Annotated in this window: 27 protein-coding genes; 18 read left to right on the forward strand and 9 right to left on the reverse strand. The window is 62.4% G+C overall.

Annotated elements, in window-relative coordinates; all coding sequences use genetic code 11:
• Positions 1–595 precede the first annotated feature (595 nt).
• A complete protein-coding gene (locus NKJ55_RS20450; protein ID WP_023677324.1) occupies positions 596–1,228 on the forward strand; it encodes a TetR/AcrR family transcriptional regulator in 633 nt (210 codons plus the stop codon).
• Positions 1,229–1,246: 18 nt separating this feature from the next.
• Here the strand turns inward: NKJ55_RS20450 and NKJ55_RS20455 are convergent, their stop codons facing one another.
• The gene (locus NKJ55_RS20455; protein WP_352451439.1) at positions 1,247–1,687 is read right to left on the reverse strand and encodes a lipid-binding SYLF domain-containing protein; all 441 of its coding nucleotides are present in this window, start codon (positions 1,685–1,687) and stop codon (positions 1,247–1,249) included.
• A 292-nt stretch (positions 1,688–1,979) separates the two neighbouring features.
• On the opposite strand from NKJ55_RS20455, the gene NKJ55_RS20460 reads away from it, so the two are divergent.
• Complete coding sequence (locus NKJ55_RS20460; protein WP_352451440.1) at positions 1,980–2,921, forward strand: hypothetical protein; 942 nt, start codon at positions 1,980–1,982, stop codon at positions 2,919–2,921.
• A 119-nt stretch (positions 2,922–3,040) separates the two neighbouring features.
• Here the strand turns inward: NKJ55_RS20460 and NKJ55_RS20465 are convergent, their stop codons facing one another.
• From NKJ55_RS20465 to NKJ55_RS20475, 3 genes are all read right to left on the reverse strand, one after another.
• Positions 3,041–3,478: a hypothetical protein gene (locus NKJ55_RS20465; protein WP_352451441.1), complete on the reverse strand. Its 438-nt coding sequence runs from the start codon at positions 3,476–3,478 to the stop codon at positions 3,041–3,043.
• 182 nt (positions 3,479–3,660) lie between these two features.
• Complete coding sequence (locus NKJ55_RS20470) at positions 3,661–5,223, reverse strand: serine hydrolase (RefSeq protein ID WP_352451442.1); 1,563 nt, start codon at positions 5,221–5,223, stop codon at positions 3,661–3,663.
• Positions 5,224–5,355: 132 nt separating this feature from the next.
• On the reverse strand, positions 5,356–6,789 hold the full coding sequence (locus tag NKJ55_RS20475) for a coiled-coil domain-containing protein (RefSeq protein ID WP_352451443.1): 1,434 nt from the start codon (positions 6,787–6,789) through the stop codon (positions 5,356–5,358).
• A gap of 452 nt (positions 6,790–7,241) precedes the next feature.
• Between NKJ55_RS20475 and NKJ55_RS20480 the strand changes: the two genes are divergently transcribed.
• From NKJ55_RS20480 to NKJ55_RS20505, 6 genes are all read left to right on the forward strand, one after another.
• Complete coding sequence (locus NKJ55_RS20480) at positions 7,242–7,982, forward strand: ATP-binding cassette domain-containing protein (protein ID WP_352451444.1); 741 nt, start codon at positions 7,242–7,244, stop codon at positions 7,980–7,982.
• Between the two features lie 55 nt (positions 7,983–8,037).
• Positions 8,038–9,099: an ABC transporter permease gene (locus NKJ55_RS20485; RefSeq protein ID WP_352451445.1), complete on the forward strand. Its 1,062-nt coding sequence runs from the start codon at positions 8,038–8,040 to the stop codon at positions 9,097–9,099.
• Between the two features lie 53 nt (positions 9,100–9,152).
• The gene (locus NKJ55_RS20490) at positions 9,153–10,157 is read left to right on the forward strand and encodes a sugar-binding protein (RefSeq protein WP_023677316.1); all 1,005 of its coding nucleotides are present in this window, start codon (positions 9,153–9,155) and stop codon (positions 10,155–10,157) included.
• 47 nt (positions 10,158–10,204) lie between these two features.
• Positions 10,205–10,954 (forward strand): glucose 1-dehydrogenase, encoded by a 750-nt coding sequence (locus NKJ55_RS20495; RefSeq protein WP_352451446.1) that lies wholly within the window; start codon positions 10,205–10,207, stop codon positions 10,952–10,954.
• A 183-nt stretch (positions 10,955–11,137) separates the two neighbouring features.
• Entirely contained in the window at positions 11,138–12,046 is a 909-nt protein-coding gene (locus NKJ55_RS20500) for a DUF930 domain-containing protein (protein WP_352451447.1), read from the forward strand.
• A gap of 152 nt (positions 12,047–12,198) precedes the next feature.
• Positions 12,199–12,999: a class I SAM-dependent methyltransferase gene (locus NKJ55_RS20505; RefSeq protein WP_352451448.1), complete on the forward strand. Its 801-nt coding sequence runs from the start codon at positions 12,199–12,201 to the stop codon at positions 12,997–12,999.
• Positions 13,000–13,063: 64 nt separating this feature from the next.
• Here the strand turns inward: NKJ55_RS20505 and NKJ55_RS20510 are convergent, their stop codons facing one another.
• From NKJ55_RS20510 to NKJ55_RS20525, 4 genes are all read right to left on the reverse strand, one after another.
• Positions 13,064–13,639, reverse strand: coding sequence for a dihydrofolate reductase family protein (locus tag NKJ55_RS20510; RefSeq protein WP_352451449.1), 576 nt, complete (start codon positions 13,637–13,639; stop codon positions 13,064–13,066).
• 101 nt (positions 13,640–13,740) lie between these two features.
• Positions 13,741–14,274, reverse strand: coding sequence for an SRPBCC family protein (locus tag NKJ55_RS20515; RefSeq protein WP_352451450.1), 534 nt, complete (start codon positions 14,272–14,274; stop codon positions 13,741–13,743).
• Complete coding sequence (locus NKJ55_RS20520; protein ID WP_352451502.1) at positions 14,271–14,660, reverse strand: ArsR/SmtB family transcription factor; 390 nt, start codon at positions 14,658–14,660, stop codon at positions 14,271–14,273. Before NKJ55_RS20520 ends, NKJ55_RS20515 begins: the two co-directional genes overlap by 4 nt.
• Before the next feature lie 145 nt (positions 14,661–14,805).
• Positions 14,806–15,441, reverse strand: a complete 636-nt coding sequence (locus NKJ55_RS20525) for an ankyrin repeat domain-containing protein (protein ID WP_352451451.1) — start codon at positions 15,439–15,441, stop codon at positions 14,806–14,808.
• Positions 15,442–15,670: 229 nt separating this feature from the next.
• Between NKJ55_RS20525 and NKJ55_RS20530 the strand changes: the two genes are divergently transcribed.
• Positions 15,671–16,525: an aldo/keto reductase gene (locus NKJ55_RS20530; protein ID WP_352451452.1), complete on the forward strand. Its 855-nt coding sequence runs from the start codon at positions 15,671–15,673 to the stop codon at positions 16,523–16,525.
• 105 nt (positions 16,526–16,630) lie between these two features.
• On the opposite strand, the gene NKJ55_RS20535 is transcribed toward NKJ55_RS20530, so the two are convergent.
• Positions 16,631–16,936 (reverse strand): hypothetical protein, encoded by a 306-nt coding sequence (locus NKJ55_RS20535; RefSeq protein WP_023677305.1) that lies wholly within the window; start codon positions 16,934–16,936, stop codon positions 16,631–16,633.
• A 236-nt stretch (positions 16,937–17,172) separates the two neighbouring features.
• On the opposite strand from NKJ55_RS20535, the gene NKJ55_RS20540 reads away from it, so the two are divergent.
• The 9 genes from NKJ55_RS20540 (at position 17,173) to NKJ55_RS20580 (ending at position 25,252) form a co-directional block, all read left to right on the forward strand.
• Positions 17,173–18,465, forward strand: coding sequence for an Nramp family divalent metal transporter (locus tag NKJ55_RS20540; protein WP_352451453.1), 1,293 nt, complete (start codon positions 17,173–17,175; stop codon positions 18,463–18,465).
• A gap of 732 nt (positions 18,466–19,197) precedes the next feature.
• Positions 19,198–19,755 carry an FMN reductase gene (gene msuE, locus NKJ55_RS20545; protein WP_023677302.1) on the forward strand — a complete coding sequence of 186 codons (558 nt, stop codon included), beginning with the start codon at positions 19,198–19,200 and terminating at the stop codon, positions 19,753–19,755.
• Positions 19,756–19,807: 52 nt separating this feature from the next.
• A complete protein-coding gene (locus tag NKJ55_RS20550; RefSeq protein ID WP_352451454.1) occupies positions 19,808–21,172 on the forward strand; it encodes an LLM class flavin-dependent oxidoreductase in 1,365 nt (454 codons plus the stop codon).
• A gap of 40 nt (positions 21,173–21,212) precedes the next feature.
• Positions 21,213–22,061, forward strand: coding sequence for an ABC transporter permease (locus tag NKJ55_RS20555; protein ID WP_352451455.1), 849 nt, complete (start codon positions 21,213–21,215; stop codon positions 22,059–22,061).
• Between the two features lie 58 nt (positions 22,062–22,119).
• Entirely contained in the window at positions 22,120–23,118 is a 999-nt protein-coding gene (locus NKJ55_RS20560) for an ABC transporter substrate-binding protein (RefSeq protein WP_352451456.1), read from the forward strand.
• A gap of 37 nt (positions 23,119–23,155) precedes the next feature.
• Positions 23,156–23,917, forward strand: a complete 762-nt coding sequence (locus NKJ55_RS20565; protein WP_352451457.1) for an ABC transporter ATP-binding protein — start codon at positions 23,156–23,158, stop codon at positions 23,915–23,917.
• Positions 23,918–24,005: 88 nt separating this feature from the next.
• Complete coding sequence (locus NKJ55_RS20570) at positions 24,006–24,641, forward strand: BA14K family protein (RefSeq protein WP_352451458.1); 636 nt, start codon at positions 24,006–24,008, stop codon at positions 24,639–24,641.
• Between the two features lie 128 nt (positions 24,642–24,769).
• Complete coding sequence (locus NKJ55_RS20575) at positions 24,770–25,099, forward strand: DUF2934 domain-containing protein (protein WP_352451459.1); 330 nt, start codon at positions 24,770–24,772, stop codon at positions 25,097–25,099.
• 3 nt (positions 25,100–25,102) lie between these two features.
• Positions 25,103–25,252: a hypothetical protein gene (locus tag NKJ55_RS20580; RefSeq protein WP_023677295.1), complete on the forward strand. Its 150-nt coding sequence runs from the start codon at positions 25,103–25,105 to the stop codon at positions 25,250–25,252.
• Positions 25,253–25,608: the final 356 nt, after the last annotated feature.

The following is a 25,608-nucleotide window of genomic DNA, read 5'->3' on the forward strand; positions in this document are numbered from 1 at the left end:
AAGTGCCTGGCAGGGCAGAGGGGGTCGGTTCGACTTGGCGCGAGCTCCGGGAGGGCTGCGGCTTGGGAGGTCGAAAGACGTGACATACCCGATCCCGTGATTACATGAGAAAGGCGCTCCACAATCGGAGGCGCCTCCGCTTATTACCTAAGGGCCTGCCCTGCCCTGTTCAAGCCCCGGATCGAAATTGATCGAAATTGGAGAAAATTGGCAGGGCAGCCGGCCGTCATGCCTGGAGACAAAAAAGCACCACCGGCCCAAGCCGGTGGTGCTCTCTGAACTGTCTGTAGGGGCAGGACAGTCCAATGATCCTGAGGGGATCGTGCTCAACGTGGGCTCATTTTTGCCCCACGGCATCGGCCGAACAGATGAGGAGTGCCGGCCGCGAGGAAATATTCTCCGTCGTCATCCACCGGCCGTGCACCGGAGGCGGGCAAGATGCCTCGCCTGCCGGAACGCCGGCCCAGACTCGATCCTGTGATTATATTTACTTGCGATTATATTTGTCGGAGACGTAACGAAGGTGGAAGCGTCTGCGTTCTTGAAACGGGGCCTGCCTGTTCGGTTATGCTTCGGATCAACACTGGAGAAAAAATTGGCCGCGGAGCCGCCCGTCATTTCTGGAGACAAAACCGAAGCCGCCGTTGCAAAACCGCTGCGCGCCGACGCGCAGCGCAACCGCGATGCGCTGGTCGAGGTCGCGGCAAAAGCCTTTGCCGCGCAAGGCGTCGATGCCTCGCTGGAGGAGATTGCGCGCCAGGCCGGCGTCGGCATCGGCACGCTCTACCGGCATTTCCCAACCCGCGAGCACCTGGTCGAGGTGGTTTATCGGCGCGAAGTGGAAGGACTGTGCCAGGCGGCCGACGAACTCGCCCGCGATCATGCGCCCGACATGGCGCTCGAACAATGGATGCAGCGCTTCGTCGACTACATCGCCACCAAGCGCGGGCTGTCGACAAGCCTGCGCATCCTGCTCACGACCAACTCAACCCTGTTCTCCGACGTTTCCGGCAGGGTGACGCTCGCCTTGCGGCGGCTGATCGATGCCGCGGTCGCCGACGGCTCGATCCGCGGCGATGTCGATGCCTCCGACGTGCTGCATGCGCTGGGCGGCATCTATTCGGCCCCGGACACCAAGGACTGGCGCGACCGCTCGCGCCGATTGGTGTCGCTGCTGATGGATGGGCTGCGGTTTGGAGCGGCCAAATCCGGCCCATCCAAGGAATGACGAATGCAGTGACTGTCCTTACTTCAGCGAGATGCTCATACCGCTGAGATCGGCATTGACTTGCAGGCCTACCTGCCTGCCTGTGAGTTCGAGTTGGGCACCCTTGTCATTGGTCATGACGATCACCTGGGCTCCTTTGCCGAGCGCGCCGCCACCGCCCGCTGCACCGTACACCCCCGTCACATCCCGGGCGCGGCGTATGTGGCGCACGGTACCTTTGAAATAGGTCTTGGAGGCGCCGAAGGCGAGGCCGCCCGAGATGCCGCCGACCGAGATGGGATATCGGCGACCATGGAAGGTCAGTGTGCCCTCGCCTCCGGAGCCGCCGATGAAAAAGGCCGCCTTGTAGACGGCGAAGCGGATCGTACCGCTGTCGGCATGCGCGACGCTGGCAAAGCTAACTGCCGCCGCAGCAATGACGGCAACTGCGACTGAACGAAATCTGGACGAAATCTTCATGATGAGAACTCCTCAAGATCGCCGCATGCCCAGCCGGCCGGGCACGTCGGCGTCGTATCAAAGTCATAGCTGAACAGTCTCGCCCTTCATTGGTTCCAAGCACGCGGCCTGAATTCCGGCCGCGAGAAGACCGCCACGAAACGAGGGCGGATGGCGAGCATAGTCCTGGCTGTAAGAAACAGTGGCCGACCAGCGGGGATCTGTCGCCGGCGTTCCTAGGAAACGTATGTGTATTGAAGCGGAATGGTATTAGTCTGCGCCCGTCTGGGGTTTCGGGGAGCGCGGCAAAGGAATGGACTTCAACTCACGGCATGGCTACCTGCTGATCGGCGGTCTGATCCTGGTCGGTGCCGGGCTCCTGGTCGTTTCGCTGATCGTCAATCTTCGCGTGGCGCACAGTGTGCGTGACGACGTACGCCATCGTGAAAAGCTGCTGGAATATTATCGCAATATCTTTTCGCAGCTGGGCGTGATCCTGATCGGGATTGGCGTGTCCCTGTTCATCTTCTTTTTTCAGCAGAATTATCAGGACCAGCGCAAACGCGAAACGGAGCTCCAGCAGGTTCTCGCCAAACTGGCGGCGCGTGTTGCCCGCGGCAGCGCTGTCGTGGAGGCCCTCGGCGAATTCGATGCGCTGCTGGATGATGGCGGCGCCTATGTCAGTCCGGAACTCGGCGGAAACAATGCCGCCGTCAGCGCCCACGGAACGGCGCTCGCCAAGCAGGTTTCGCAGATCCTTCTGGTCGAGCGCGACGTCGATGTTCAGGGGTTCGATATCCTGAATCTGTCACGCGATTTCGAAGCATCGTTCGTCGTCAACGAGCTCAACCCAACGCTATGGTTCAACATCGTCCGGGACGAGAGCGATATCAAATATGCCACTACCCAGATCGCCCTGGATTACAAGGACCTGCAGGATGCGATCGGCGGCGGGCCGATCGAGGTTGCGATCGCCAATCCCGAAAAGGAGCGGAAGATCAAGCAGGAGGTGCTCGACGTCTTTTATGATGCCGACCTCCTGCGCCAGCGCAGCAGGCGGTTTCTCGGCCGCGCGTGCTGGCTTTTCAGCAACGGGCGCGGCTTCGTCAAGCTTGCACCGGCCAATGAAATCGAAGCCGATGCCAGATCGCACCAGGAATGGCTCGACCGGTCGAAACCCTTCCTGACGCAGTTGAAGTCGGGAAGCGGCGATTGCTTCAAATTGCTCCAGTTCGGCCCGGCGTCTTTGAGTTGAGCGCGGCGTCGTGAGTTGAGAACGCGCCGGCGGCACGGTTCAATTTGAGTCCGGCGGCCTGGGAGCAAAACTCGATCAACTGGCTGCCGCCAAATGGCCGAGATGGATGGAAAGCGGACCTACTCGGCATTCGCATTGCGACTGAACACCTCGGCAGGAACTCGCAACTCCTCGGATTGTACGGCGGCAGGATACCCTGGAGCGGAAAATTTGATGCAGACGTCGCGCTTGTCCCTCTTGAGGTCGTAGGCGCCGAACTCTGCAAGGAAGGTGTCGCTGTATCGGATGCCGGATTCAGGATGTCGTGCCACGAGATAGATGTCGTATTGTTGGCGCTGACGAGTTTCAAACGGCCCGAATGCGATGACTTTCGAGTCCTTTTGGCCGGAGGCAGGGCATAGCCGTGCGAGCAGATAGACGTGCTCTCTGCTCGACCTTTCCAAATATTGTGTGATGTCGATGGTAGATGACACCTGCACCTTGAAATACTCTCCGTATGGAAGCTGCTTGCCAAGACTGGTCGGGGGTCTTCCTTCCACCACGCCTTGGTATTTCAACGAGCCGAGTCCCGCGCAACCAGAGAGGGACAGAGCTATGACGGCATAGAGAGCACATACCCTCAACATCATGGAACTTTCACAACCTTCGCGCACGACAGTTCCGGCTGACGTTTGCCGGAATTACTGGATGTCCGCAATGGGGTCGAACTCGGTCGTTCGGATTGGTTGGGTGCTGACCCCTAGTCCCCCACGCGCTGCAGCGTACCGAGATGATTGTCGTTGAGAAAATCAACGGTCATGGCCGACGCCTTGCCGTCGGGGCCGAGGGCAAAGCTGACGGCCGAGGGCCTGTCCGGCATCTCGGCATCGGGGAAGGTCACGAAGAGGTCGCGGTCGAAATGCTTCAGCGAATAGGACCGCGCGCCGGCGGGCCCGACCTTGAGGACAAGAGTGTCTCCTTCGCCCGACACAATAGCTTCGCCGAAGAAGTCGTTGAAGTAACGGCCTTCATAGGCACTGGCCGGCTCGGCCGGACTTGCTGGAGAGGGTGACGCGGCATAGGTAGCCTTGGCCGCCGCAATCACCGGGCCGAACATGCTCGCATAGATATTATTCCATGCCTTTACCTTATCCTTCCCCAGCGTTCCGTCGAAAACGAGATCGGCGAAGCTGTCGGACAGCCCCTCCGGCACGCCTGTCGGAAAGGCGTTGGCGACGACGACGATGCCAAGCTTCTCCTCGGGGAAGAGCATCACCAGGCTGCGTGCGCCGGCGCTGAAGGCGCCCGCGTGACCCCAGATCAGCCCGTGCCGGCCGAATTCGATATTCCAGCCGAGGCCGTAGAAGGCCTCGCCTCCGGAGACGGGATTCTTGCCGCGAGCCGTCAAGGGAATATGTGTCTGGTCCAGCGCATCGGCGGCAATGAGTCTCTTGCCGGCATAGACCCCGTTGCCGAGCACAAGGCGCATCCATTGCGAGAGGTCGCGTGCGGTGGAACTGACGCCGCCTGCTGGCGCCTGCGCATCCGGATAGCGCTGGACTTTCGCGGTCCAGGCGCCATCGATTTTGGCGTGAAGCTCGGCGCGGTTGGCGTGCTTGATGAAGTCCGAATGACGGGAGCTGGTCGAGGCCATTCCAAGCGGACGATAGAGCTTCTCTTCGGCGACCTTTTCCCATGATTTACCCGTCGGCTTCGCGGCCGCGACGGCACCCTCGGTCAGTCCGAAATTGCTGTAGGAATAACCCGCACAAAAGCTCGATGACGGCGACACGAACCGCAGCCGGCGCAGGATCTCCGCGCGGTCATAGCCGATGTCCTCGAGGTCGTCGCCGGCGGTGCCGGGAAGCCCGCCGCGGTGCGCAAACAGGTCGCGGACCGTGAGTTCGCTGGTCGGATAGGGCTGAGCGAGCCGGAAAGCCGGATCGAGGTCGGCGATCTTGGAATCCCACGAAGCGATCCCGTCGCTGACCAGCGCCGCCACGACGGTGGCGGAGACCGGCTTGGAGAGCGAGGCAATCTGGAAGACCGTGTCAGCATCGACGATCTCCGGTTTTCCGGCTTCGCGATGCCCGAACCCCTTGAGGAAGATCACCTCGTCGCCGTGCACGACGCCGATGGCCAGACCGGGCACGCTACCATCCGCGACGACGCCTTCGGCCAGCAATTCGAGCTTCGCAATGGCCGCGGCGATCCTGTCGGGTGGGATGGTATCGGCCGACGCCGCTTTCGGCGAAAGCGTAATGAGGGCGATGAAGGCCAACATCCTCCACCGGAGGTGATTCCGGTTTGTGAACAGCCGCATGCTCAGCCCCTCCGCTTCACCGGCGTGCACTATTGCAGGCCGACGCAGCGAAGGCCAGCCTCACGCTCGACCCGCGATCCTTTGACGGATATCCGCTTCACACCAGTCGAAATTCAGACAGCCGCGCCTGAGCTACGAAGCAGCGCGCAGGCGAAGGCGCCGCCTGCTGGCGCGGGCCTTCTCCGCCACCGCGGCGGTGATCTCGACCACGCCGTCTTCACGCGGTCTGGCGTTGGTGGCCTTGTGGAGCCGCTCATAGGGCAACAGTTCCTTGACCCGGGCTTGAAGCGACGCGACTTCGGCTCGCAGATCCTCGCATTCCTGCCGCTGGACGTCGAACTGTATCTGTTCGGATGCCTGCTGCAGGGAAAGCTGCGAAAAATTCGCGCTGACCGCGGAAAGGTTCATCTTGTCGTGTTCGCTCTCCTTCGTGAGAGCGGACAATTTTTGCTCGACAATTTGCTTTTCGGCCACCGCGTCGCTCGCTTGAGCCTTGAGCCTGGCGATCTCGGTGACGGCTTCGCTGTTGTGGTTGGAGGCGGCTTCCAGCCGCGATCGAAGGTCCTCGATTTCAGAACGCAAGCCGGTCATCTCCGCGACACTGCGTGCAAGCTCGGCTTCCCTGTCACCGTCCCTGAGGCGGGCCGCTTCCGTTATTTCCGACAGCTTCGTCTGCGCCATATCGAGCGATTTCTGCAGCCGCATTTCCTCTTTCTCGCTCTTGCCAAGCGCGGCCAGCAGTTCGGAAACCTGCGCGGCGTCATTGGCATGGACGGTCGAGAGTTCGTCCAGCCTGTGCCGCGCCTCGGCCTCCCGTTTCAGCGCCTTGTCGAGATCGATCGACAGACTGACATGCTTCTCCCGCAGCATCTCGTTCTCGCGCGAGCGTCTGTTGGCCTCGACCGCTCTGGCCGAGAGCGTTTTGACAAGCTCGCCGAACTCGGCCTCGCGTTTTGCGCTCGCATTGCCTGCCACGACGAGTTCCAGCCTTGCCGCAGCCAGCGCGCCGCGAAGTGCTTCCTTGTCCTCGACCAGGCTCGCCTCGTGCTGCTGCAGGGCCTCGATAGCGCTGTCGCGCTCGCGCTGCTTTCTGGTTGCATCGTGGAGCTGTTCGGACAGCACTCTTTGCTGCGCGGTCAGGCCGGTATTTGCCAGCTCCAATTCGTTGGCGCGAAGAATGTCGCCGTGGAGCAGTTTTAGAAATTCGCCCGTCAGATGATGCGAGGTCGCGATCTCCGACAGTTTCGCATTGATCTCCCCCAGATACTCCTGCGCGTCGTGAAAGAGCCCATCGACCGCACTTAAGGCAGCCAGCCGGGTTTGCGTATGGGGGGACAGCCGTCGTGCGGTCTCGAAGGCGTCCGCATTGGCCTCGAGCTGCGAGTTGTCATCCGTTGCCGGGAGATTCTCATCCGATACAGTTTCATCCGGCACAGTGACGTCGTTCAGCGGCGACTGATCGTCCACATTGAGACATTCTCTAAACGCATCCGCCAAATCGGTTTCGAGCTCCTTGAACGCTCTCTCCACAGTCTCGGCACGCTTGATCAAACCTTTGAAATTCATGACCGAATATCCCTCTCGTGCAGCGCCGTTAAGGAGCGGATTTTCAACACTTGACCCTCGCCTCCCCCGAATGCGGGCTCATCTCCTGACGTGCGCTCTGGCCGACGCACGCTAGGGACAGGCTTGGCCACTGTCCTCGTGTGTTTGAATGACGCAAAGCCGTGTTCTGCCGCGCTCCATACCCGAGGCGTTGGCACCGCTCGAAAAATGCCCACTCATTTTCACCCGAAACGGATATGAAGCGGCGCAAGCATGAGGATCGCCTGGTGGCTGTTGTAAGGATCGGCCGAGCGCCTCGGTGCTCTGCAGCAGCTACAAGTCACACTTGGACGAGGCGCGTTACGGCAGGAAGGCCTGACCTAATAAATGATTGTGTTGAATACGTTTCGCTGATTAGCTGCTGTGCATTGACCAGGGACAAGACCGATAAATGTTGTCCCGGGAGGACCGCGATGCCGGTGCTTGAGGTTTGCCACGTCTCCAAGAATTTCGGGGCTATCCAGGCCCTGACTGACGTCAGCTTCCAGGTGGAGCGAGGCGAAGTCGTTGGTCTGATGGGGGACAACGGCGCCGGCAAGTCGACGATAGTCAAGACTGTGGCCGGGAATTTTCCTCCGAGCGACGGCGAAATTGTAGTCGAGGGCGAGGTGTGCCACTTCCACCAGCCCGTGCAGGCCCGCGCCAAGGGGATCGAAGTTGTTTATCAGGACCTGGCGCTCGCCGATAATCTGACGGCCGCGCAGAACGTCTTTCTGGGGCGCGAGATCAAGAAAGGCTTCTGGCCGATCAGGATTCTTGACAAGCAGGCGATGATCGATCGCTCGGCAGCGCTGTTCAAGGAACTCAAATCGGAAACCCGGCCGCGCGACCTCGTCAGGAAGATGTCGGGTGGGCAGCGCCAGGCGGTCGCCATCGCGCGGACCCGGCTTTCAAATGCCAAGCTGGTGCTGATGGACGAACCAACGGCCGCCATCTCCGTGCGCCAGGTGGCGGAAGTACTCGAACTGATCCGACGCCTCAAAGCACAAGGAGTCGGCGTCATGCTGATCAGTCACCGAATGCCTGACGTGTTCGCCGTGGCAGATCGCATTATCGTCCTCAGGCGGGGCTCGAAAGTTGCCGACAAGCCAGCCGACAAAACATCGCCCGAGGAAATCACTGGACTGATAACGGGGGCCATCCGTGGCGAATAGTGTTCAGGAGTCAGTTGGCGTTCAGGGCTCAGTCGAAGAACATGGCCGGCCGGTAATGTCGGATTTCGTCCCGACCAAGGAAAAAACAGTTCTCCAACGTGTGATTTCAAGTCAGCCCTTCTGGGTGATGATCGCGCTCATCGCGCTCGTCATGTTGATGACTGCGATGGAGCCGAGCTTCGGCACGTCTGAAAACGTCGCCAATGTGACGCGCAATTTCGCACCTTTCGGCATCATGGCACTTGGCATGACGATCGTCATCATCACCGGCGGTATCGATCTGTCGGTCGGCTCCGTCATGGGTCTCGTGGTCATCGTCGCCGGCCTGTTCCTCACCTGGCATTATCCCTGGTACGTCGCCTTCGCCATGGGCCTTTTCTCCGGTCTGGCCTGTGGCGCGGTCAACGGATTCTTTGTCGCCTATGTCGGGATGCCGTCCTTTGTGGTCACCCTCGGTATGCTGTCCGTCGCGCGCTCGCTGGCGGTCGTATTCTCGGCCAACCAGATGCTCTACCAGTTCGGGCCCGATGCTCCGATCGTGAAGGCAATCGGTCAGTGGAAATGGCCGCGGCATGGTCCGAACGACTGGGCACCGCATTGGATACCAGAACTGTCGTCACAATTCTGGACCATGGTGATCTTGGCCCTGATTCTCGGCTTCGTATTCAACTTCACAGCCTGGGCCCGGCATCTCTTCGCCATCGGCGGCAATGAGGAGGCGGCACGGCTCACCGGCGTTCCGGTCAACTGGATTAAATTCCAGGCCTATGTCTTCTCGGCTTTCACCGCCGCGCTCGCCTCGCTCCTGCTCCTCGGCTATAACGGCTCGGCCATCAATGCCATGGGCCAGGGCTACGAGCTGCGCGTTATCGCCGCGACAGTCATTGGCGGCGCCAGCCTCATGGGCGGCGCCGGCACGGCCTTCGGTGCGATCATCGGTTCGGCCTTCCTCGAGGTGATCAGGAATGCGCTGCTGATGGCCGGCATCGATTCAAATTGGCAAGGTGCCTTCGTCGGCGCCTTCATCGTTCTTGCGGTTCTTTTGGGCATGCAAACCGGCGGCAAATCGATTCTCGCCGCGTCGCTGGCAGTCTTGATGCCCAAAAAACGCCGCTAGAAACCCGCCGGCGGGAGGCTTGCGGGACATCACACCAAGGAGGAGAACGTCACATGAAAAAACATCTGCTCACGGCCGCCGTCGCGCTTGGCGCAATGGTGCTCGCCGTTTCCGGCGCCCAGGCGAAATACACCTTCGCCCTGGTGCCGAAGAACATGAACAATCCTTTCTTCGACCAGGCACGCGACGGCTGCAAGAAAGCCGAGGCCGAATCCAATGGCGCCGTGGAGTGCATGTATATCGGCCCCGGCGAGCATGGTGGTGGCGACGAGCAGGTGCAGATCGTGCAGGACCTCGTGGCCAAGAAGGTGGACGGCATCGCCGTGTCGCCATCGAACGCCGCGGCGATGGCGGTTGCGCTGCAGGCCGCCAAGGAAGCCGGCATCCCGGTCCTCACCTGGGATTCCGACCTCCTGCCCGAGAACAAAGATCTTCGCGTCGCCTATATCGGCACGCACAATTATGAGATCGGCGAGAACCTCGCCAAGCTTGTCATGCAGATCAAGCCCAAAGGCGGCACGATCTGCATCCAGTCCGGCGGCGCCGCGGCGGCCAACCACAACGAGCGCATGCAGGGCATTCGCGATACACTTTCGGGCACCAAATCGGCGGCCTCGCCCGGGGATCGGCTGACGGGCCAGAACGGCTGGACTGAAATCGAAGGCTGTCCGCTCTACACCAACGATGATTTCCCGCTTTCGGTGCAACAGTTCGAGGATATCATGGCGAAAAACCCGAACCTCGACGCATTCGTCCCGACCGGTGGCTTCCCGCAGTTCATTCCCGATGCCAACCGCGCCGCGGTCGCACCGTACAAGGACAAGATCGCCTCGAAAGCCCTGGCCCTTGTCGTTGCCGACACGCTTCCGGTACAGATCGACCAGATGAAGGAAGGTTTCTCCCTTGGCCAGGTCGGCCAGCGGCCGTTCGAGATGGGCTACAAGACGATGATGGCGCTGAAGGAAATGAAGGAGGGCAAGGCTCCGCCGGCCGACCCGACCTACACAGGCCTCGATGTCTGCACTCCGGAGACAGCCGACACTTGCGTCGCCAAATAGTGCTTTTGGGCGGGAGGAAACTCCCGCCCTTTTCATAGGGGATCTCAATGCCGGAATTGTTCTCGCTCAAGGGCCGTGTCGCATTGGTCACGGGTGCCTCGCGTGGTCTTGGTTTTGCCATGGCCAAGGCACTTGCGGAAAACGGCGCGACGGTGATCGTCAATGCGCGCGACATGGCCGCCCTTTCCGCGGCCGCCGAAAGGATCGGTGCAGAAGCCCTGCCGTTCGATGTCACCGACGCGGCGATCTCAAGGGCGTCGCTCGAAGGAATCGTCGAACGCCACGGCCGCCTCGATATTCTGGTCAACAACGCCGGCATCCAGCATCGGAAACCGCTGGTCGAATGGCAGGACGAGGATTTCAACCATGTGGTTGCCGTCAATCTGTCGGCTTGCTTCCGCATGATGCGCGACGCGGTGCGCCTGATGCTGCCAAACAAGTTCGGGCGCATAATAAACACCGGATCGGTCGCAGCGATCCTTGGCCGTCCCACCATTCACGCCTATGTGGCGGCAAAGGCGGGGCTGCACGGGCTGACACGCTCCACTGCCGCTGAGCTGGGCCGTCACGGCATCACCGTCAACGCGATCGCCCCCGGCTATTTCGCCACCGAGCTCAACACCGCACTTATGCGCGACGAGGCCTTCACCAAATGGGTCGAGGCACGAACCCCCGCGGGCCGCTGGGCCCAGCCTGAGGAGCTCGGCGGAGCCGTGGTGTTTCTCGCCTCCGACGCTGCCGCTTACGTCAACGGGCACGTGCTCGCGGTTGACGGCGGGCTATCGGTTTCCCTGTGATTTCAACCGGTGACACCGTGCCGGCAGGGCGTGCCTGCTAGCCGCCTGAAATGACGACTTGCTGCATCCGCTGCTGGCCCGGTCCCCTGCACGGACGCCGACGCCAGACGATTGGATGACGCGCCGTATTGCAGCCGCCGACTTTCGATTCGCAACGGGTTATTTCGACGTCCGGCGGCATCGATGCTTGATGCCGCCAATATTTCATTCCACACACCGGTCACGATGAGAGACGACATACGGGATCAGCGCCGGGTATTCGGGTGGGCCTTGCCTGCCTCCGCGGTCGTGCATTTGCTCGCCGCCGCGCTTCTTTTGTCCGCACTGCCGCTGTCGCCCCCGCAGCCGCAGAAGGAGCAGGCCATCGCAGTGGATATCGTGCCGCCGCCTAAACCGCCGGAAAAAACCAAACCTCCTTCCCCCGCTGAACCGCCCAAGCCGGAAAAGCAGCCGGAAGCCAAGGTCGAGACGCCGACGAGCCGTGAGGTCACCGCGCAGAGACCTGTCTTCCAATTCGGTGAGAAGGACGCCGGTCCTCGCAAGTCTCTGGACGGCAACAGTGCGGAGGATGGTTCGGAACAATCGCTAGCGCCGCAAGTTCCCAGTAACCAGGATCTTGCACAGCCACCTGCCGTGACAGCGGTCGAGGGGAAAGACCAGGCTCCGTCGCCTGGCGCATCCGCGCCGCCTAAGCCCAAGCCAGCGAACGTCAAGGAGCAAAAACCCTTGAAGCTTCAGCAAGCCAAGACGTTGTTCTCGGAAGCAGCAACCGGTGATCCGATAGCGACAAGCGCAATGGGCAATATACCCCGCCCCGTGCGGATCGGTCAGCTCTGCCTCACGGAATTGCGCGAACAGTTGCGCCGCGCCTCGCCCCCCTATTTTCCCGACCTCTTGCGTTCATTCAGGCTGAAGGAAGGCACTATCATGCAAGTTCCCAGGACCGCCTTCCGTGCCAACGGGCAGTGGTACGATTTGAGCTATCGTTGCGAGGTCGATCCGGACGCGACGAAAGTCATTTCCTTCGCCTTCCGTGTCGGAGATCCGGTGCCGCGCAGCGAATGGAAGCGCCGCGGGCTACCCGCCGAATAGGTGGTCGAGGCCACGGAGGCTGGCTGGCCGGCGCCATCAAATCCGGCCGGCGATGTCTTCGCGCGCTCCGGGCTGCCGAACCAACACGCGCGAAAAGTGGCTTTCGTCAGCGGCCGCCGAAGTCTAGCATACGGCTTTGGGAGGAGGCTTCGATGACTTCAAGTTTCAACGTTCATCATGCTGCCGGCTATGAGCAGCTCATGGGCCGCTGGAGCCAAAGACTCGCGCCGCTGTTCATCGACTTCGTGGGGCTTGCCGACGGCGAAAACATCCTCGACGTCGGTTGCGGTACCGGCAGCCTGACCTTCGCGCTCGTCAAGGCCGCTGACCTCGGCGAGGTCGCGGCGATCGACTTTTCGGCCGTTTTCGTCGAGGAGGCAATCCGGCGCAACACCGATCCGCGGATAAAAATCCGTCAGGCGGATGCCTGCGCCCTGCCCTTTGAGGATGGCGCGTTCGACCGTGCCCTGGCCCTGCTCGTGCTCCATTTCGTGCCCGAAGCCGGCAAGGCAGTCGCCGAGATGCGCCGCGTCGTGCGGCCGGGCGGCGTCGTCGCGGCGACGGTATGGGACCATCTCGGCGGCATGCCGGGGATGCGCATGATGATCGACACGGTGGCGGTGCTCAGTGAAGGCGGACGCCAGCTGCGTGCCCGCTATTGCACGCAGCCGATGATGCAGCCGGGTGAAATGAAACGGACCTTTGTCGAACAGGGTCTCCGCGACGTTACGGAAACCGAGTTGATGATCCGCATGAACTACCAAAATTTCGATGATTACTGGGCGCCGATTGCCGCCGGCGAAGGGCCGCTCGGCAAATATGTGGCCGCGCTCGACCCGGAAGAGCGGGCGCGCACCGACGCCGCCATGCGCGACGCTTACGAGGCCGGCCGGCCCGACGGCCCGAGGTCCTTTGCCAATGTCGCCTGGGCCTGCCGCGGCGTCGTTGCCTGACGTTGGCGCTAATGCATGCCGCGCAAAAAGCGCATCGCATGAGGCCGATCGAACGCGACGCGCTTTAGCCGATCCCGTAGACCAGCCCGACGCGGCCGTCCGAAAGCTGTTCGACCTTGCGCAGTTCGAGCCCACGACGATTTTTCGCCGTCCCAAACAGCGCCTTTCCGTCACCGGCGAGCAGCGGATAGACGATCAGCCTGAGTTCATCGACCAGCCCGGCATCGATAAGGCTCGCGGTAATTCGGGCGCCGCCCATAAGGTAGATGTCCTTGCCGGGCTGCTGTTTCAGCGCAGCGATATCCTCGAAATTCCGCACGAAGCGCGTCTTTGGCCAGGCCGCCGAAGTCATTGTGTTCGACAGCACATAATGCGGCGTCTGCGCGGCGAAGCTGGCCCATTCGAGCTCGGCCGGCTTCGGTAACTTGCCGGTCATCGGCAGCGGCTTGTCGGGCTCGTTCTGGATGGCGCTCCAGTAGCGCTCGTAGCCGGCATACATGACGCTGCCAAGCAGGCAAGCGTCGATTTGCGGCGTCAGGCCGTATTCGTCCGACCACGCGTCGACCCAATCGGCATAACCCTCGGGCCCCTCCATCTTGCCGTCGACGGAAATTTTCATTCCAGCGATCAATTTGCGCATGACTTCCTCCATCAGGCTTGCCGGATGCAAGCACGTTTCATCGTTTCAGCGTTGCTTCGTGTTGCTGGCGGCGACCTCAGGGATGGCCGCCGCGAGTTACATCAGGCCGGCAGGCGGCGGTCGTATTCTTCCCGCAGGCGGCTCCAGCCGTCCCAGAACGAGGTCGGCGTCTTGCCCGCCAGGCGGGCGGCCAGCAGGTCGAGGTGTATGTGCCAGCCGGCCGTGATGTTGAGCTGGATTGCACGTTCCGGCAGGCGGCGATGAACGACGGTGAGCAGCACATCGTTACCCTTCGCCTCCAGCAAGAAGGAGACGCCGCCGGTGTTTCCCCATGTGATGGAAAGCTTGCGCGGCGGATCGAGTTCGGTGATCCGGCCCTCCATCCGATGCTCTTCGGGAAAGCCCGCGGGGCGCTGGCCAGGCGGGTCCGTCAGCTCGTCGTTACGCCAGACCAATTCGAACGAGCTGCCGGCCTTCATTTCCATCTGGCCCGCGGCCATCCATTGCCGGCGCAAGTCACTCTCGGTGAGATAGGCCCAGACGCGCTCGATGGGGCCGGGCAAGAGGCGCTGGATGGTGAACGTGGCGGGCTCGCTCAGCTCGCCATAGGCGTCGATGGTTCTCATCTGGCTCATTGCTCGTCTCCTTCTTTCGGGTTGGGCGATTTCCTGGACTTATCCTGGGCTTTGCGTGCGTCCTCTTCGCGAAGAAGGCGTTCGAGAACATCGAGACGACCGGTCCAGAAGCGCTCGTAGAAGCTGAGCCACTGATGGGCGCTGGCCAGCGGTCCAGGGGCTAGTCGGCACAGATGCGTGCGGCCCCTCACCTCTCGACGAATAAGCCCTGCGTTCTCCAGCGCCTTGATGTGCTTGGAGGCCGCCGCGAGCGACATCGCGAAGGGTTCCGCCAGCTGGCTTACCGTTTTCTCGCCATCGGCGAGATCGCGAAGCATGTGCCGCCGGGTGGCGTCGCCAAGGGCGTGAAAAACCGCGTCCATCTGGGGTGTCTCTAATTCAACCATGTAGTTGAATATAGACGCATGCATTGAGGTAGTCAACCGTTTGGTTGAATAATTTATGTGAAGCGCCGCGGGGCCGTTTGCGCCGTCGAACGTGTCGACGTGACGGGAGATACGGACGCGCCCCGCGACAGTAAGGGCGAGGCCCTTATTTGCCGTCGAAGAAACTGTGGATCGCGGCTTCCAGCTTTTCGATAAGCTGAGGGTTGTGGCAGCTGCCAGCCCAGATCAGGGCGTTTAGCCTCATCTCTTTGTTGATAAAGCTCACTTTCCCAGAATCCAGCAGGTATTCCGCGATCTCGTAGTGCCGCCCCTTGATAGCCTCGATGAGCGCGTTGTTTCTCCCTGTCTTGTCGGTCAGATTTACTTCCGCGCCATTCTCCACGAGCAACTTGACGACTTCGAGATGCCCGTTCTTCGCCGCCTCGATAAGAGCCGTTCTGCCGTAGTAGTCAGCTCGCGCGTTGATCTCTATTTGGGGGTGTCTCACGAGGACTGCGATACACGCGTAATGTCCCTTGGCCGACGCAAGGCTCAAGGGCGTGCTCTTCCACTTGTTTCTGGCATTCACGTCGATTTCCGGGTCTTCGATCAGCGCCTCCACCACAGCTGTGCGGCCATTGAGGGCTGAAAGGTGAAGTGCAGACCAGCCGCCGTCGTCCGACTGATTGATGTCGGCGCCAGCCGCCAATTCCGATCGAACCGCCTCCGCATCGCCTTGTTCTGCCGCGACCAGCAGGGGCGACCAGTCTCTTGCCCCTTCGGCTTCCAAGCTGTTGGTCAACGCAGTCGCCTCCTCGGATAGTCCACAGAATACCACAGAATCCGCGATAGTGGGGTCGTCCTGTATAGAGTTCCCTGGAGTCCGTGGGTCACAGAGAGCTGTCGGCCCGAAGCGGAGGATCAGCGCTTCACGTCCGTCTCCTCACATTCTCCTGATATCGACTGGCTTTGGCGGCCATTCAGACTAGATAGAGCCTGCGCCGGGCGGAACGATGCAGAAGGACCTGAACATGCCTGAACAGATTACCCTGAATAGACCTGAACAAATCAGATTGAACGACGGCTCCGCCATTCCGCAAATCGGCCTCGGCGTGTGGCAGGTCGATCCAGCCATCACCGCCAAGGTGGTGCGCTGGGGAATCGAGGCCGGCTACAGGCTGATCGACACCGCCGAAGGCTATCAGAACGAGGAAGGTGTCGGGCAGGCGATCCGCTCGGCCGGCGTGCCGAGAAGCGAGTTGTTCATCACCTCGAAACTGCGCAACGGCGCGCATCAGCGCGACGCCGCCTTGCGCGCCTTCGACGAGACGATGAGCAAGCTCGGCATCGAACAGATCGACCTGTTCCTGATCCACTGGCCGGTGCCCAGCCAGGACAGATATGTCGAGGCCTGGAAGACGCTGATCGAACTCAGGCAATCAGGCCGGATCAAGTCGATCGGCGTTTCGAACTTCAACCAGGACCACCTCGAACGGATCATCGGCGAGACCGGCGTCACGCCGACCGTCAACCAGATCGAGCTCCACCCCCGCTTCCAGCAGCGTGACAAACGTGAATTCCACGACAGGCACAACATCCGCATCGAGAGCTGGAGCCCACTGGGCAGCGGCCGGCTGTTGAGCGATCCGACGCTTGAAAGCATCGCCAGGAAACACGGCAAGTCGGTGGCGCAGACGATCGTCAGGTGGCACCTTCAGGAAGGGCTGATCGTCATTCCAAAGTCGATCCACCAGGACCGCATCGCCGCCAATTTCGATGTCTTCGATTTCGAGTTGGAAGCGAAGGACCTCGAGCTTATCCGGGGCATGGATTCGCCCGACGGCCGCACCGGCCCGAACCCCGCTACAGCCGCATTCCTGTTCTGAGGGCCGACAGTGAAGCTGCCAATCTCCCCCCTTGTGGGGGAGATGTCCGGCAGGACAGAGGGGGGCGCTGTCCCGGCAGCGATCAAAACGACCCTTCCCGCTAGCTCATATCCCCGAGCCATCCACCAGCGGCACATCTTCGCCCTCCCAGGGGCTCGGCATCGATCCCTTGCTGAGATTGGCCGACGGCAGCGGCATCCAGCACTTCAGTTCGGGTTCGGCATATTCGACGATGCGTCCTGGAGACGAGTCGGAGGCGCGCCAGCCTTCGCTGCCGAACTGATCGGCGCGGGCCCAGTAAGCCATGTCGACCTCGGCCGGACCCTGTTCGGACGGCCGAACCGTGACAAGGATTCTGCTGCCGTCCCTTGGCGCGCTCGACATGTGGCGCCACTGACCGGGCTCGTCCATTGCATTTCCTCCTGCGATCTTCGCCTCGAACGGATAGTCGCTTCGCGTTCGGAAGCGGTCAACCCGAACTTTTTTGCCTGAGACAAAACCCCTGTCCGGTCGTCGCGGAACAAGTCATGGCACGCCGGGTTTGGGCAAGTTGTTGAAGGAAGCAAAATGAGACCAGCGCCGCGACCGATCCTTACCATTATTGCATGGCAGGCCGCGTCTTTCGTTCGCAACCCGGTCCGGTCGCAATGAGGCAGGCCGGTTCCGATCATTCCATCCCACCGAAGGAGGGCAAGGGCGGCATAGGACGAGCGCTCGGCCTCGGCCTGATAACAGGGGCGGCCGACGACGATTGTTCCGCTATAGGCACCTATGCCAGTGCCGGCGCCCGTTTCGGACCCGACCTGCTCTGGACGGCTCCGGTGACGTTGCCGATGATGTACGCGGTCGTCTACCTGTCGTCGAAGCTCGGCCAGGTGTCGGGGCGCGGATTGTTCCACGTCATCAAGGACTTCTACCCGCGGTGGCTGCTCTGGTCGGTGCTGTTGGGTGTGCTCGTCGGCAACACCATCGAGGCAGCGGCCGATCTTGGTGGAATGGCGGCGGCGATCAACATATTCGTGCCGCTTCCCATTCCGCTGATCGTGCTGTTCGTCGCCGCCCTCATCTTCGCCCTCCAGGTCTTCGGCTCCTATACTTTGATCCGCAACATCTTTCGCTGGCTGGCGTTGGCGCTGCTCGCCTATGTCGGTGCCGCCATTCTGGCCAAACCGGACGCCGCGGCGGTGCTGCGCGGAACGCTGCTTCCAAGGATCGAATTCAACCGCGAGTTCCTGTCGATCCTGGTCGCCATCATCGGCACCACGCTGTCCGCCTATCTCTACACGTGGCAGTCCAATGAGGAGGTCGAGGAGGAGATTGCCCAGGGGCGAACGACGCTCAGGCAAAGGAAGGGCGCCACCGCCGGCGAACTCCGCCGCTCGCGCCGGGACATCCTCATAGGCATGACGTTTTCAAATCTCATCATGTATTTCATCATCCTGTCGACGGGTGCTACGCTCTACAAGGCGGGCCACCACGATATCGACACGGCAGCGCAAGCGGCGGAGGCGCTGCGCCCGCTAGCCGGCCAGGCCGCAAGCGTCCTGTTCGCCGCAGGCGTGATCGGCGTCGGTTTCCTCGCGGTTCCTGTCATGACCGCCGGCGCTGCCTATGACGTGGCGCAAGCCATCGGCTGGAAAAACAGCCTGCACGCCCGGGCTCGAGAGGCACCCAAATTTTATCTCGCCATCGGATTTTTTACGGCGATCGCCGCCGGCCTCAACTTCCTCGGCTTCAATCCGATGAAGGCGCTGGTCTGGTCCGGCATCGTTCAGGGCTTCTCGACGCCGCCCTTGTTGCTGCTCATCATGCTGATGACGAACAGCCGCAGGATCATGGGGGAGCAGGTGAACAGCCGCAGCACCAACATACTCGGTTGGGCAACGACCGCCGCCATCTTCTCGGCGACGATCGGCCTGGTGGCCACCTGGTTCATGTAAATCCGGCAGGACAAGGGACGCCGCTAGTTGGATTACCCGTTCCCGCTTGCGGATTGCCCCAGCTTTGCCGGCCTTGGAAACTCCACAACATCTCCCACCGGCCGCTTGTATTGCGCTGCGACAATTGCATCGATCAGGAGATCCAGAGCCGCACGAGCCGTGCGGCTCGTCTCGTCCTCGCCGCTCAAATAGTGGCAGGCTCGTTCAAGGTGCAGGTGTGCGGCGGCAAAGTCGCTTGTCATAGGCATCTCCCTGTTGCCCGCCCGCCGGCAAGATGACCGCCTCGATTTAGCCAAAAGCAAATATCCACAGCCGGATTTGAATCAAATTGACCTGACTCACTGCATGCCGCGGAGCCGCTCCAGCGCCGTGGCCTGTGCCTCGCTTGCATCCTCCCCGAGGACCGCTAGGCCGTCGAGGATTGTGGTATCGGGACATAGTTCCTCGACGTCGCGCCGAGAGCGTCCGAGGGCGACTTGCCTTATATGTCCGGCCGGCTTCATGCGCTCTGTCCGACGCGCTGCGCCATCGCGGCTGAAGGCGCTGTGGCGGGTTTTCAGCGCGCTGCGGCGCATTGAATGAACCAATTGCAGGCGATGTGCCGCAAACTCCGTTCGCCCAATGCGCTACTTTTGAAATTTTCTCACTCTCTTAATTCTACAAACTCTCTAGATTTAACATAGATCGCTAGACCCAAGATCCTAAAATAGAGCGCTTGAGAGGGAGCCAGGAATGTCGAAAAAGCTCGTGGTGGGGCTGTCGGGCAACTTGACCCGGCCATCGAAGACCAAGGCGTTCGTCAGCCACATTGTCGGGCAGGCCGCCGAAAGCATCGGCGCGGCCTCGGCCGTCTTCGACATCGAGGATCTCGGCGCGTCCCTGCCGCAGGCAAGGCGCCTCGGCGACCTCGACCCCGCGGCGCGCAACATCGTCGAACGGCTGCTGGGCGCCGACATCCTGGTGGCCGGCTCGCCGACTTTCAAAGGCAGCTATACCGGGCTTTTTAAGCACTTCTTCGACCTGCTCGATCCGTCATCGCTGAGGGGCAAGCCCGTCATCCTCGCCGCGACCGGCGGCGGCGAGCGCCATTCGCTGATCGTCGAGCACCAGCTGCGGCCGCTGTTCGGCTTCTTCGAGGCGCTGACCGTACCGACCGCGATCTACGCCTCCGACAAGGACTTTGCCAATGGTGTTCTGGTGTCGGAAGCCATCCACGCCCGCGCCCGGCAGGCGGTCGCCGAGGCATGCCGGGTAACCGGGGTGCCCTACGGCGTCGGCCTTGCCGCCTGAACGCACCACTGACCCGAGATCCCCTTTCCGATCCGTCCAGGAGCACGCCGCGATGACCAGATCCACCAAATCCAGGCAAATCAAACTGGGCGCTTTCCTGCCCGGCGGCGGACAACATATCGCCGCCTGGCGCCACCCCGAGGCGCCGGCCGACGGCGCCACCAATTTCGAGTTCCACAAGCAGCTCGCCCTGATCGCCGAGCGCGGCCTGTTCGATGCCTATTTCCTCGCCGACAATCTGACGGTCGGGCTCGGCGCCCGCGAAGGCGGCAACGCCAAGATCGCTGGCTTCGAGCCAGTGACGCTGTTTGCTGCGCTGGCGCCGCTCACTACGCATCTCGGCTTCATCGCTACCGCCTCGACCACCTACGAGGAGCCCTACACGCTCGCCCGCAAATTCGCCTCGCTCGATCATCTGTCGAATGGCCGCGCCGGCTGGAACGTCGTCACCTCGGCCGGCGACGAAACAGCGCGCAACTTCAATCGCGAGACGCAGCCTGCCCACGCCGAGCGCTATGCCCGCGCGCATGAGCATGTCGAGACGGTCAAGGCGCTGTGGGACAGCTGGGAGGACGATGCCTTCATCCGCGACAAGAAATCGGGGCGCTTCTACGACAAGGACAAGCTCCACGACATCGACCACAAGGGCGCGCATTTCAGCGTGAAAGGGCCGCTCAACGTGCCGCGCCCGGTGCAGGGGCACCCGGTCGTGGTGCAGGCGGGGCAATCGGAAGACGGTCGCAAGCTCGCCGCCCACTCGGCGGAAGTCATCTTCACCGCCCATCAGAACCTGGCGTCGGGGCAGGAATTCTATCGCGATATCAAGGCGCGCGTGACGGCGGTCGGCCGCGATCCCGAGCAGGTGCTGATCATGCCGGGCGTGGCACCCTTCGTCGGCCGCACCGAAGAAGAAGCGCGCGCCAAGTACCAGCAACTGAACGATCTCATCCTGCCCGAAGACGGCGTCGCCCTGCTCAACGGGCTGGCCGGCCAGACGCTCGACATCACCGGCTATCCGCTCGATGGACCGCTGCCGCCGAGCAAGGAGACCGAAGGCATGAAGAGCCGCCAGGCGCTGATCCGCCAGATTGCCGACGAGCACAACTTCACCATCCGACAGCTCTACCAATGGGTGGCAACGGCCCGCGGCCATTATACCGTCATCGGCAGCGCCACGCAGGTCGCCGATCAGCTGGAGGAATGGTTCGGCAACGAAGCCGCCGACGGCTTCAACATCCTGCCGCCCTGGCTGCCCGGCGGGCTCGACGACTTCGTCGAGCTGGTGATTCCCGAGCTGCAGCGCCGCGGCCTGTTCCGCACCGCCTATGAAGGCAGGACGTTGCGCGAGAACCTCGGCCTCAGGCGGCCGGAAAACCCCTGGACCGCCGCCCGCTCGGCGGTGCTGGCCGCCGAATAATCCCGAGAAGCCCGATATTTTCCAAGCAGGAGGCAACACGATGACCTTGCAGCACATCGAACAGGCCGCCAGCCTCGGCACGCCTGACAGCACGACAAGCCTCGGCACGGACTTCCTGCGCCTCGGTGGCCGGGCGGGCATCCGCTTCCTGTCGCGCTACGGCGTCCTCATCGCTTTCCTCGCAATCTGGCAAGTGTCGAGCAGCGCGGGCTGGGTCAACGCGGCCGTGCTGCCGCCGATCGACATGATTGTCGCGGCACTTTGGAAGGGGCTGGTCGGCGGCACTCTGCTCAGCGACATCGCCATCAGCCTGCAGCGCGCCGGTCTCGCTTTCGCGGCCGCCGTGCTGGTCGCCATCCCGCTTGGCCTGTTCATGGGTCAGGTGCGCACGGTCGAGACCGCGCTCGATCCCATCCTGCAGGTCTTCCGCCAGACCTCGGCGCTGGCGCTCTATCCCGTCTTTATCCTGCTGCTTGGGCTCGGCGAAGCGTCCAAGGTATTCGTCATCTTCTGGGCGACGCTGTTCCCGCTGCTGCTCAACACCATCGGCGGCGTCAAGCAAGTCGATCCGAAACTGCTGGAGATGGCCCGCGTCTATGGTGCCAGGCAGCTCACCGTCTTCCGTCGCGTCGTGCTGCCCGGCGCCGTGCCGTCGATCTTCGTCGGACTGAGGCTCAGCGCCACCACGGCGCTGCTGCTGTTGATCGCTTCCGAAATGATCGGCGCCAACAAGGGCATCGGCTTCCAGGTGATGAACGCGCAATACAATTTCCAGATCCCGCTGATGTTTGCGGCAATCGTCATCCTCGCCGGCCTCGGCCTGATTGCAAACCAGGCGCTGGTCAGCCTGCAGCGCCGGCTCTGCCGCTGGAGCAATTCCGTCGACTGACCACCCGCCCTTACCAATCTCAACCAGGCCAGAACTCAAATCAGGAAAGACCCGGACCATGAAAATCTCCCGCCGTTCCCTGCTTGCTGGCGCGCCCTTCGCCGCCGGCGTTCTCACCGCCGGCCTGCCGCGCTTCGCCTTTGCCGAAGCGGCACCCGTCAAGTTCCGCTCACTCGCCAGCCGTGGCAGCATCTCTCCGCATGAGTTGGCCGCCGAGCTCGGCTATTTTAAAGGCCTCGGTATCGAGGTCGAGAATGTCGGCTATTCCGGCGGCGGCCCGGAATCATTGTTTGCGCTGGCCTCCGGCAGCGTCGATATCGGCTCGGCTGCAACCGCAGCCGTGATCAACTCGATCTCCGGCGGCAACGACTTCGTCGCCGCCTATCCGAGCAACGGCATCAACAGCAAGGTGCGTAGCGTCTTCTACGTGCTGGACGACAGCCCGATCAAATCGATCGCCGACATCGCCGGCAAGACCATCGCCGTCAACACGCTCGGCGCCCATCTCGACTACACCGTGCGCGAGGCGCTGCACAGCGTCGGCCTGCCGCCGGATGCCGCCAATCTCGTCGTCGTGCCCGGACCGCAGCTCGAACAGACCTTGCGCTCCCGTCAGGTCGACATCGCGGCGCTCGGCTACTGGCAGGCGACGTTTGCCGGCGCCCTCGTGGACAACGGCGGCGTGCGTGGCGTGTTCAACGACACCGACGTGCTGGGCGAGCTGGCCGGCGGCTTCGTCGTGCTCAGGCGCGACTTCATCGCCGCGCATCCCGACGCCGCCCGCAATTTCGTCGAACAATCGGCGCGCGCCTCCGACTGGTCGCTGCAGAACCCCGACGAAGCGCGCAAGGTGCTGGCAAATATCCTCGACAAGCGCGGCGAGAACGGCGAGCTGGCGCGTTACTGGACCGGCTTCGGCCTGCGCCAGGGGGCCAAGGCGACGGACCGCGACATCGACTTCTGGGTCAGCGTGCTCGAGCGCGACGGCCGCCTGCCAAAGGGCAAGCTGAAGGCAGCGGACATCCTCTACCGGCCGGGCGAAACCAAGACCAACTGACAAAAGCAACCGACCAACCAGTTGGGAGACGCGCGCGATGAGCAGCACAAGCGGCGGTCAGGTCAGCATACGCGACCTGTCCAAATCGTTCAGCATCAGTGGGCGCTCGCTCGCCGTGTTGAGGACCCTCAACCTCGACATCCGCTCGGGCGAATGCCTTGTCATCGTCGGCGCCAGCGGATCGGGCAAGACCACGCTGCTGCGCATACTTGCCGGGCTGGAGGCCGCCGACAGCGGCGGCGTCGCTATCGACGGCAAGCCGGTGCACGGCGTCGGCGCCGAGCGTGCGGTGATTTTCCAGGAGCCGCGCCTGCTGCCCTGGCTGACCGTGCTCGGCAATGTCGCCTTCGGTCTCGAAGTGCGCGGCGTGCCGAAGGCGGCGGCCGAGGAAAGGGCGCACTTCTATATCGCGCTGGTCGGCCTCGCCGAATTCAGCGATGCCTTTCCCCGGCAGCTATCGGGCGGCATGGCACAGCGCGTCGGCATCGCCCGCGCCTTGACCGTGCAGCCCGAAATCCTGCTGCTCGACGAGCCGCTGGGCGCGCTCGACGCGATGACCAAGATCGGCATGCAGGAGGAACTGGCGCGCATCTGGAGCGAGGAGAACGTCACCATGGTGATGGTGACGCACGACCTCGAGGAAGCGATCTACCTTGCCGACCGGGTACTGATCCTGCCCAAGGAGAAAGGCGGCGCGGCGCGGCTGATCGACATCGACCTGCCCCGCCCGCGCGAGCGCAGCGAAAGCCGCTTCGTACGTTACCGCGAGGAACTGCTGCGCGAATTCGGCCTGCACTGAAAGCCGCCTAAGATCCCCGCCCCGCGCTTTCCTGGAACCGGATTCCCCGCCCCCGCATTTCCTTAACCGGGAGGCGAAGGAGCGCGGCATGAAAGCCTTGTTCGCAATCTTTGGCGGCTTCGTGCTGACGCTTGCCGTATTCGCCAGCGGCCTCGCCTTCGCGACCTGGCTTCTAATAGCCAAGCCGGTACGGCCGGCCGCCCCGGTCTCCAGCGTCGCCGAACTGTGGACCAGGGACCCGCGACCGGTGAACCCGGCCTCGCAGCGCCTCGAGCGCCTCCCGGCCCGCCCGGTCCCCGTTCGCACCTCGGAAGTCGATCGCACCTCGAAACCCGCCGATGCCGCCGCAGCGTCGACAACCGACATCACCGCGACCGGCTCTATCCAGCCACCAGCGGAAGAGCAGCAGACGCTGCCCGCCGCTCATGTCGAATGGTGCGCCAGCCGCTACCGCTCCTACAGGCCGGACGACAACCACTACACATCCTACAGCGGACAACAGCGCCCCTGCATCTCGCCCTATCTCGGCGCCGCCGATGACGGCAGCTATTTCGAGGCGAGCGATAGGTCGTCGGTGGAGGGCTACCCGCCATCGGATGAACCCGGCGCCGCCGAGCTCTCATTCGACCACGTGCAATACTGCTTCAGCCGCTACCGGTCATATCGACCGGAGGACAACAGCTATCAGCCGTATTCGGGCGGGCCGCGCAGGCAGTGCGAGTAGGCAGGCCGTGGGGTGGCTGGCGGCCGCAGTGCATAGCGCCTTGCGCGACCCCACCCAACGATCACGCAGATTTCTTGGATCGTTCGGGTTGGCGCGGCGTTCATCCGATATCCAAAGGAGAAATCAACATGGGCGACGACCGGGAAGACAAGATTCGTGAGCGCGCATACCAGATCTGGGAACGCGAAGGCGGGATCGATGGCGATCCCGAGCGGCACTGGCACCGGGCCGAGGCCGAGATCGACAGGGAGGCGGCCCTGCCACTGACGGCAGGCGATGCCCTGCCGGAAACCCGCGAGGTCGCGAGCTCCGACGTTTTGACGGTGGAGGCCCTGGCGGTGCGCACCGGCATATCGGGCGAACAGGCGCAGGAGCTGATCGACAGGCTGGGAAACGACAGGGCGGCTATCGAACAAGCCGCGCGCAACCTTAAGGGGAAGCAGCGGCTCGGGGAGTGACAGATGATCAGAAAACTCAAAGACGGAAAATACCGCCTCTATTCGCGCAAGAAGGACGAAAAGACCGGCAAGCGCCGCAATCTCGGCACCTTCGATACCCGCGAGGCCGCCGAAAAGCACGAACGCGAGGTGCAGTATTTCAAGAGGCATTGAGGGGGCGTTGGTGCCCGCCAGCCAGTCGCGCGGCATGCCCCTGGCGGAACCTGAATTCCAGCTCGTAAGAAGCCGTCGCGAAGCCGCTACAGCGTTATCAGGCGATCGGCTGGCCTAATAGGGCGATGCCGTGCAGTGGGCAAAGTTCGGCCTGCGTGGGCTGCGATTGCGACGTCGGCGCCTTAAGGCTTGGCTGTTCTGCCCTGGCAACGGCAACGCTGTTCCCCTTCGCCAGCCAGCTTATCGCTCTGTCGCTCAACGCAGTCGCTCCGACGATCACGACAGTGGCCGAAAGCTGATGCTCGAACCACACTCATTTCAGTTGCGGCGTGCCTCCCAGTTTTGATCTCGAGGCA

Source organism: Mesorhizobium sp. M0106 (assembly GCF_040322715.1).
Lineage (GTDB): Bacteria > Pseudomonadota > Alphaproteobacteria > Rhizobiales > Rhizobiaceae > Mesorhizobium.

Excerpts from the sequence above, each read along its gene's own strand:
- NKJ55_RS20455 (WP_352451439.1), bottom strand. The coding sequence starts at position 1,687 with ATGAAGATTTCGTCCAGATTTCGTTCAGTCGCAGTTGCCGTCATTGCT.
- NKJ55_RS20460 (WP_352451440.1), top strand. The coding sequence starts at position 1,980 with ATGGACTTCAACTCACGGCATGGCTACCTGCTGATCGGCGGTCTGATC.
- NKJ55_RS20470 (WP_352451442.1), bottom strand. The coding sequence starts at position 5,223 with ATGCGGCTGTTCACAAACCGGAATCACCTCCGGTGGAGGATGTTGGCC.
- NKJ55_RS20475 (WP_352451443.1), bottom strand. The coding sequence starts at position 6,789 with ATGAATTTCAAAGGTTTGATCAAGCGTGCCGAGACTGTGGAGAGAGCG.
- NKJ55_RS20480 (WP_352451444.1), top strand. The coding sequence starts at position 7,242 with ATGCCGGTGCTTGAGGTTTGCCACGTCTCCAAGAATTTCGGGGCTATC.
- NKJ55_RS20485 (WP_352451445.1), top strand. The coding sequence starts at position 8,038 with ATGTCGGATTTCGTCCCGACCAAGGAAAAAACAGTTCTCCAACGTGTG.
- NKJ55_RS20490 (WP_023677316.1), top strand. The coding sequence starts at position 9,153 with ATGAAAAAACATCTGCTCACGGCCGCCGTCGCGCTTGGCGCAATGGTG.
- NKJ55_RS20495 (WP_352451446.1), top strand. The coding sequence starts at position 10,205 with ATGCCGGAATTGTTCTCGCTCAAGGGCCGTGTCGCATTGGTCACGGGT.
- NKJ55_RS20500 (WP_352451447.1), top strand. The coding sequence starts at position 11,138 with ATGCTTGATGCCGCCAATATTTCATTCCACACACCGGTCACGATGAGA.
- NKJ55_RS20505 (WP_352451448.1), top strand. The coding sequence starts at position 12,199 with ATGACTTCAAGTTTCAACGTTCATCATGCTGCCGGCTATGAGCAGCTC.
- NKJ55_RS20510 (WP_352451449.1), bottom strand. The coding sequence starts at position 13,639 with ATGCGCAAATTGATCGCTGGAATGAAAATTTCCGTCGACGGCAAGATG.
- NKJ55_RS20515 (WP_352451450.1), bottom strand. The coding sequence starts at position 14,274 with ATGAGCCAGATGAGAACCATCGACGCCTATGGCGAGCTGAGCGAGCCC.
- NKJ55_RS20520 (WP_352451502.1), bottom strand. The coding sequence starts at position 14,660 with ATGGTTGAATTAGAGACACCCCAGATGGACGCGGTTTTTCACGCCCTT.
- NKJ55_RS20530 (WP_352451452.1), top strand. The coding sequence starts at position 15,671 with ATGCCTGAACAGATTACCCTGAATAGACCTGAACAAATCAGATTGAAC.
- NKJ55_RS20535 (WP_023677305.1), bottom strand. The coding sequence starts at position 16,936 with ATGGACGAGCCCGGTCAGTGGCGCCACATGTCGAGCGCGCCAAGGGAC.
- NKJ55_RS20540 (WP_352451453.1), top strand. The coding sequence starts at position 17,173 with ATGAGGCAGGCCGGTTCCGATCATTCCATCCCACCGAAGGAGGGCAAG.
- msuE (WP_023677302.1), top strand. The coding sequence starts at position 19,198 with ATGTCGAAAAAGCTCGTGGTGGGGCTGTCGGGCAACTTGACCCGGCCA.
- NKJ55_RS20550 (WP_352451454.1), top strand. The coding sequence starts at position 19,808 with ATGACCAGATCCACCAAATCCAGGCAAATCAAACTGGGCGCTTTCCTG.
- NKJ55_RS20555 (WP_352451455.1), top strand. The coding sequence starts at position 21,213 with ATGACCTTGCAGCACATCGAACAGGCCGCCAGCCTCGGCACGCCTGAC.
- NKJ55_RS20560 (WP_352451456.1), top strand. The coding sequence starts at position 22,120 with ATGAAAATCTCCCGCCGTTCCCTGCTTGCTGGCGCGCCCTTCGCCGCC.
- NKJ55_RS20565 (WP_352451457.1), top strand. The coding sequence starts at position 23,156 with ATGAGCAGCACAAGCGGCGGTCAGGTCAGCATACGCGACCTGTCCAAA.
- NKJ55_RS20570 (WP_352451458.1), top strand. The coding sequence starts at position 24,006 with ATGAAAGCCTTGTTCGCAATCTTTGGCGGCTTCGTGCTGACGCTTGCC.
- NKJ55_RS20575 (WP_352451459.1), top strand. The coding sequence starts at position 24,770 with ATGGGCGACGACCGGGAAGACAAGATTCGTGAGCGCGCATACCAGATC.
- NKJ55_RS20580 (WP_023677295.1), top strand. The coding sequence starts at position 25,103 with ATGATCAGAAAACTCAAAGACGGAAAATACCGCCTCTATTCGCGCAAG.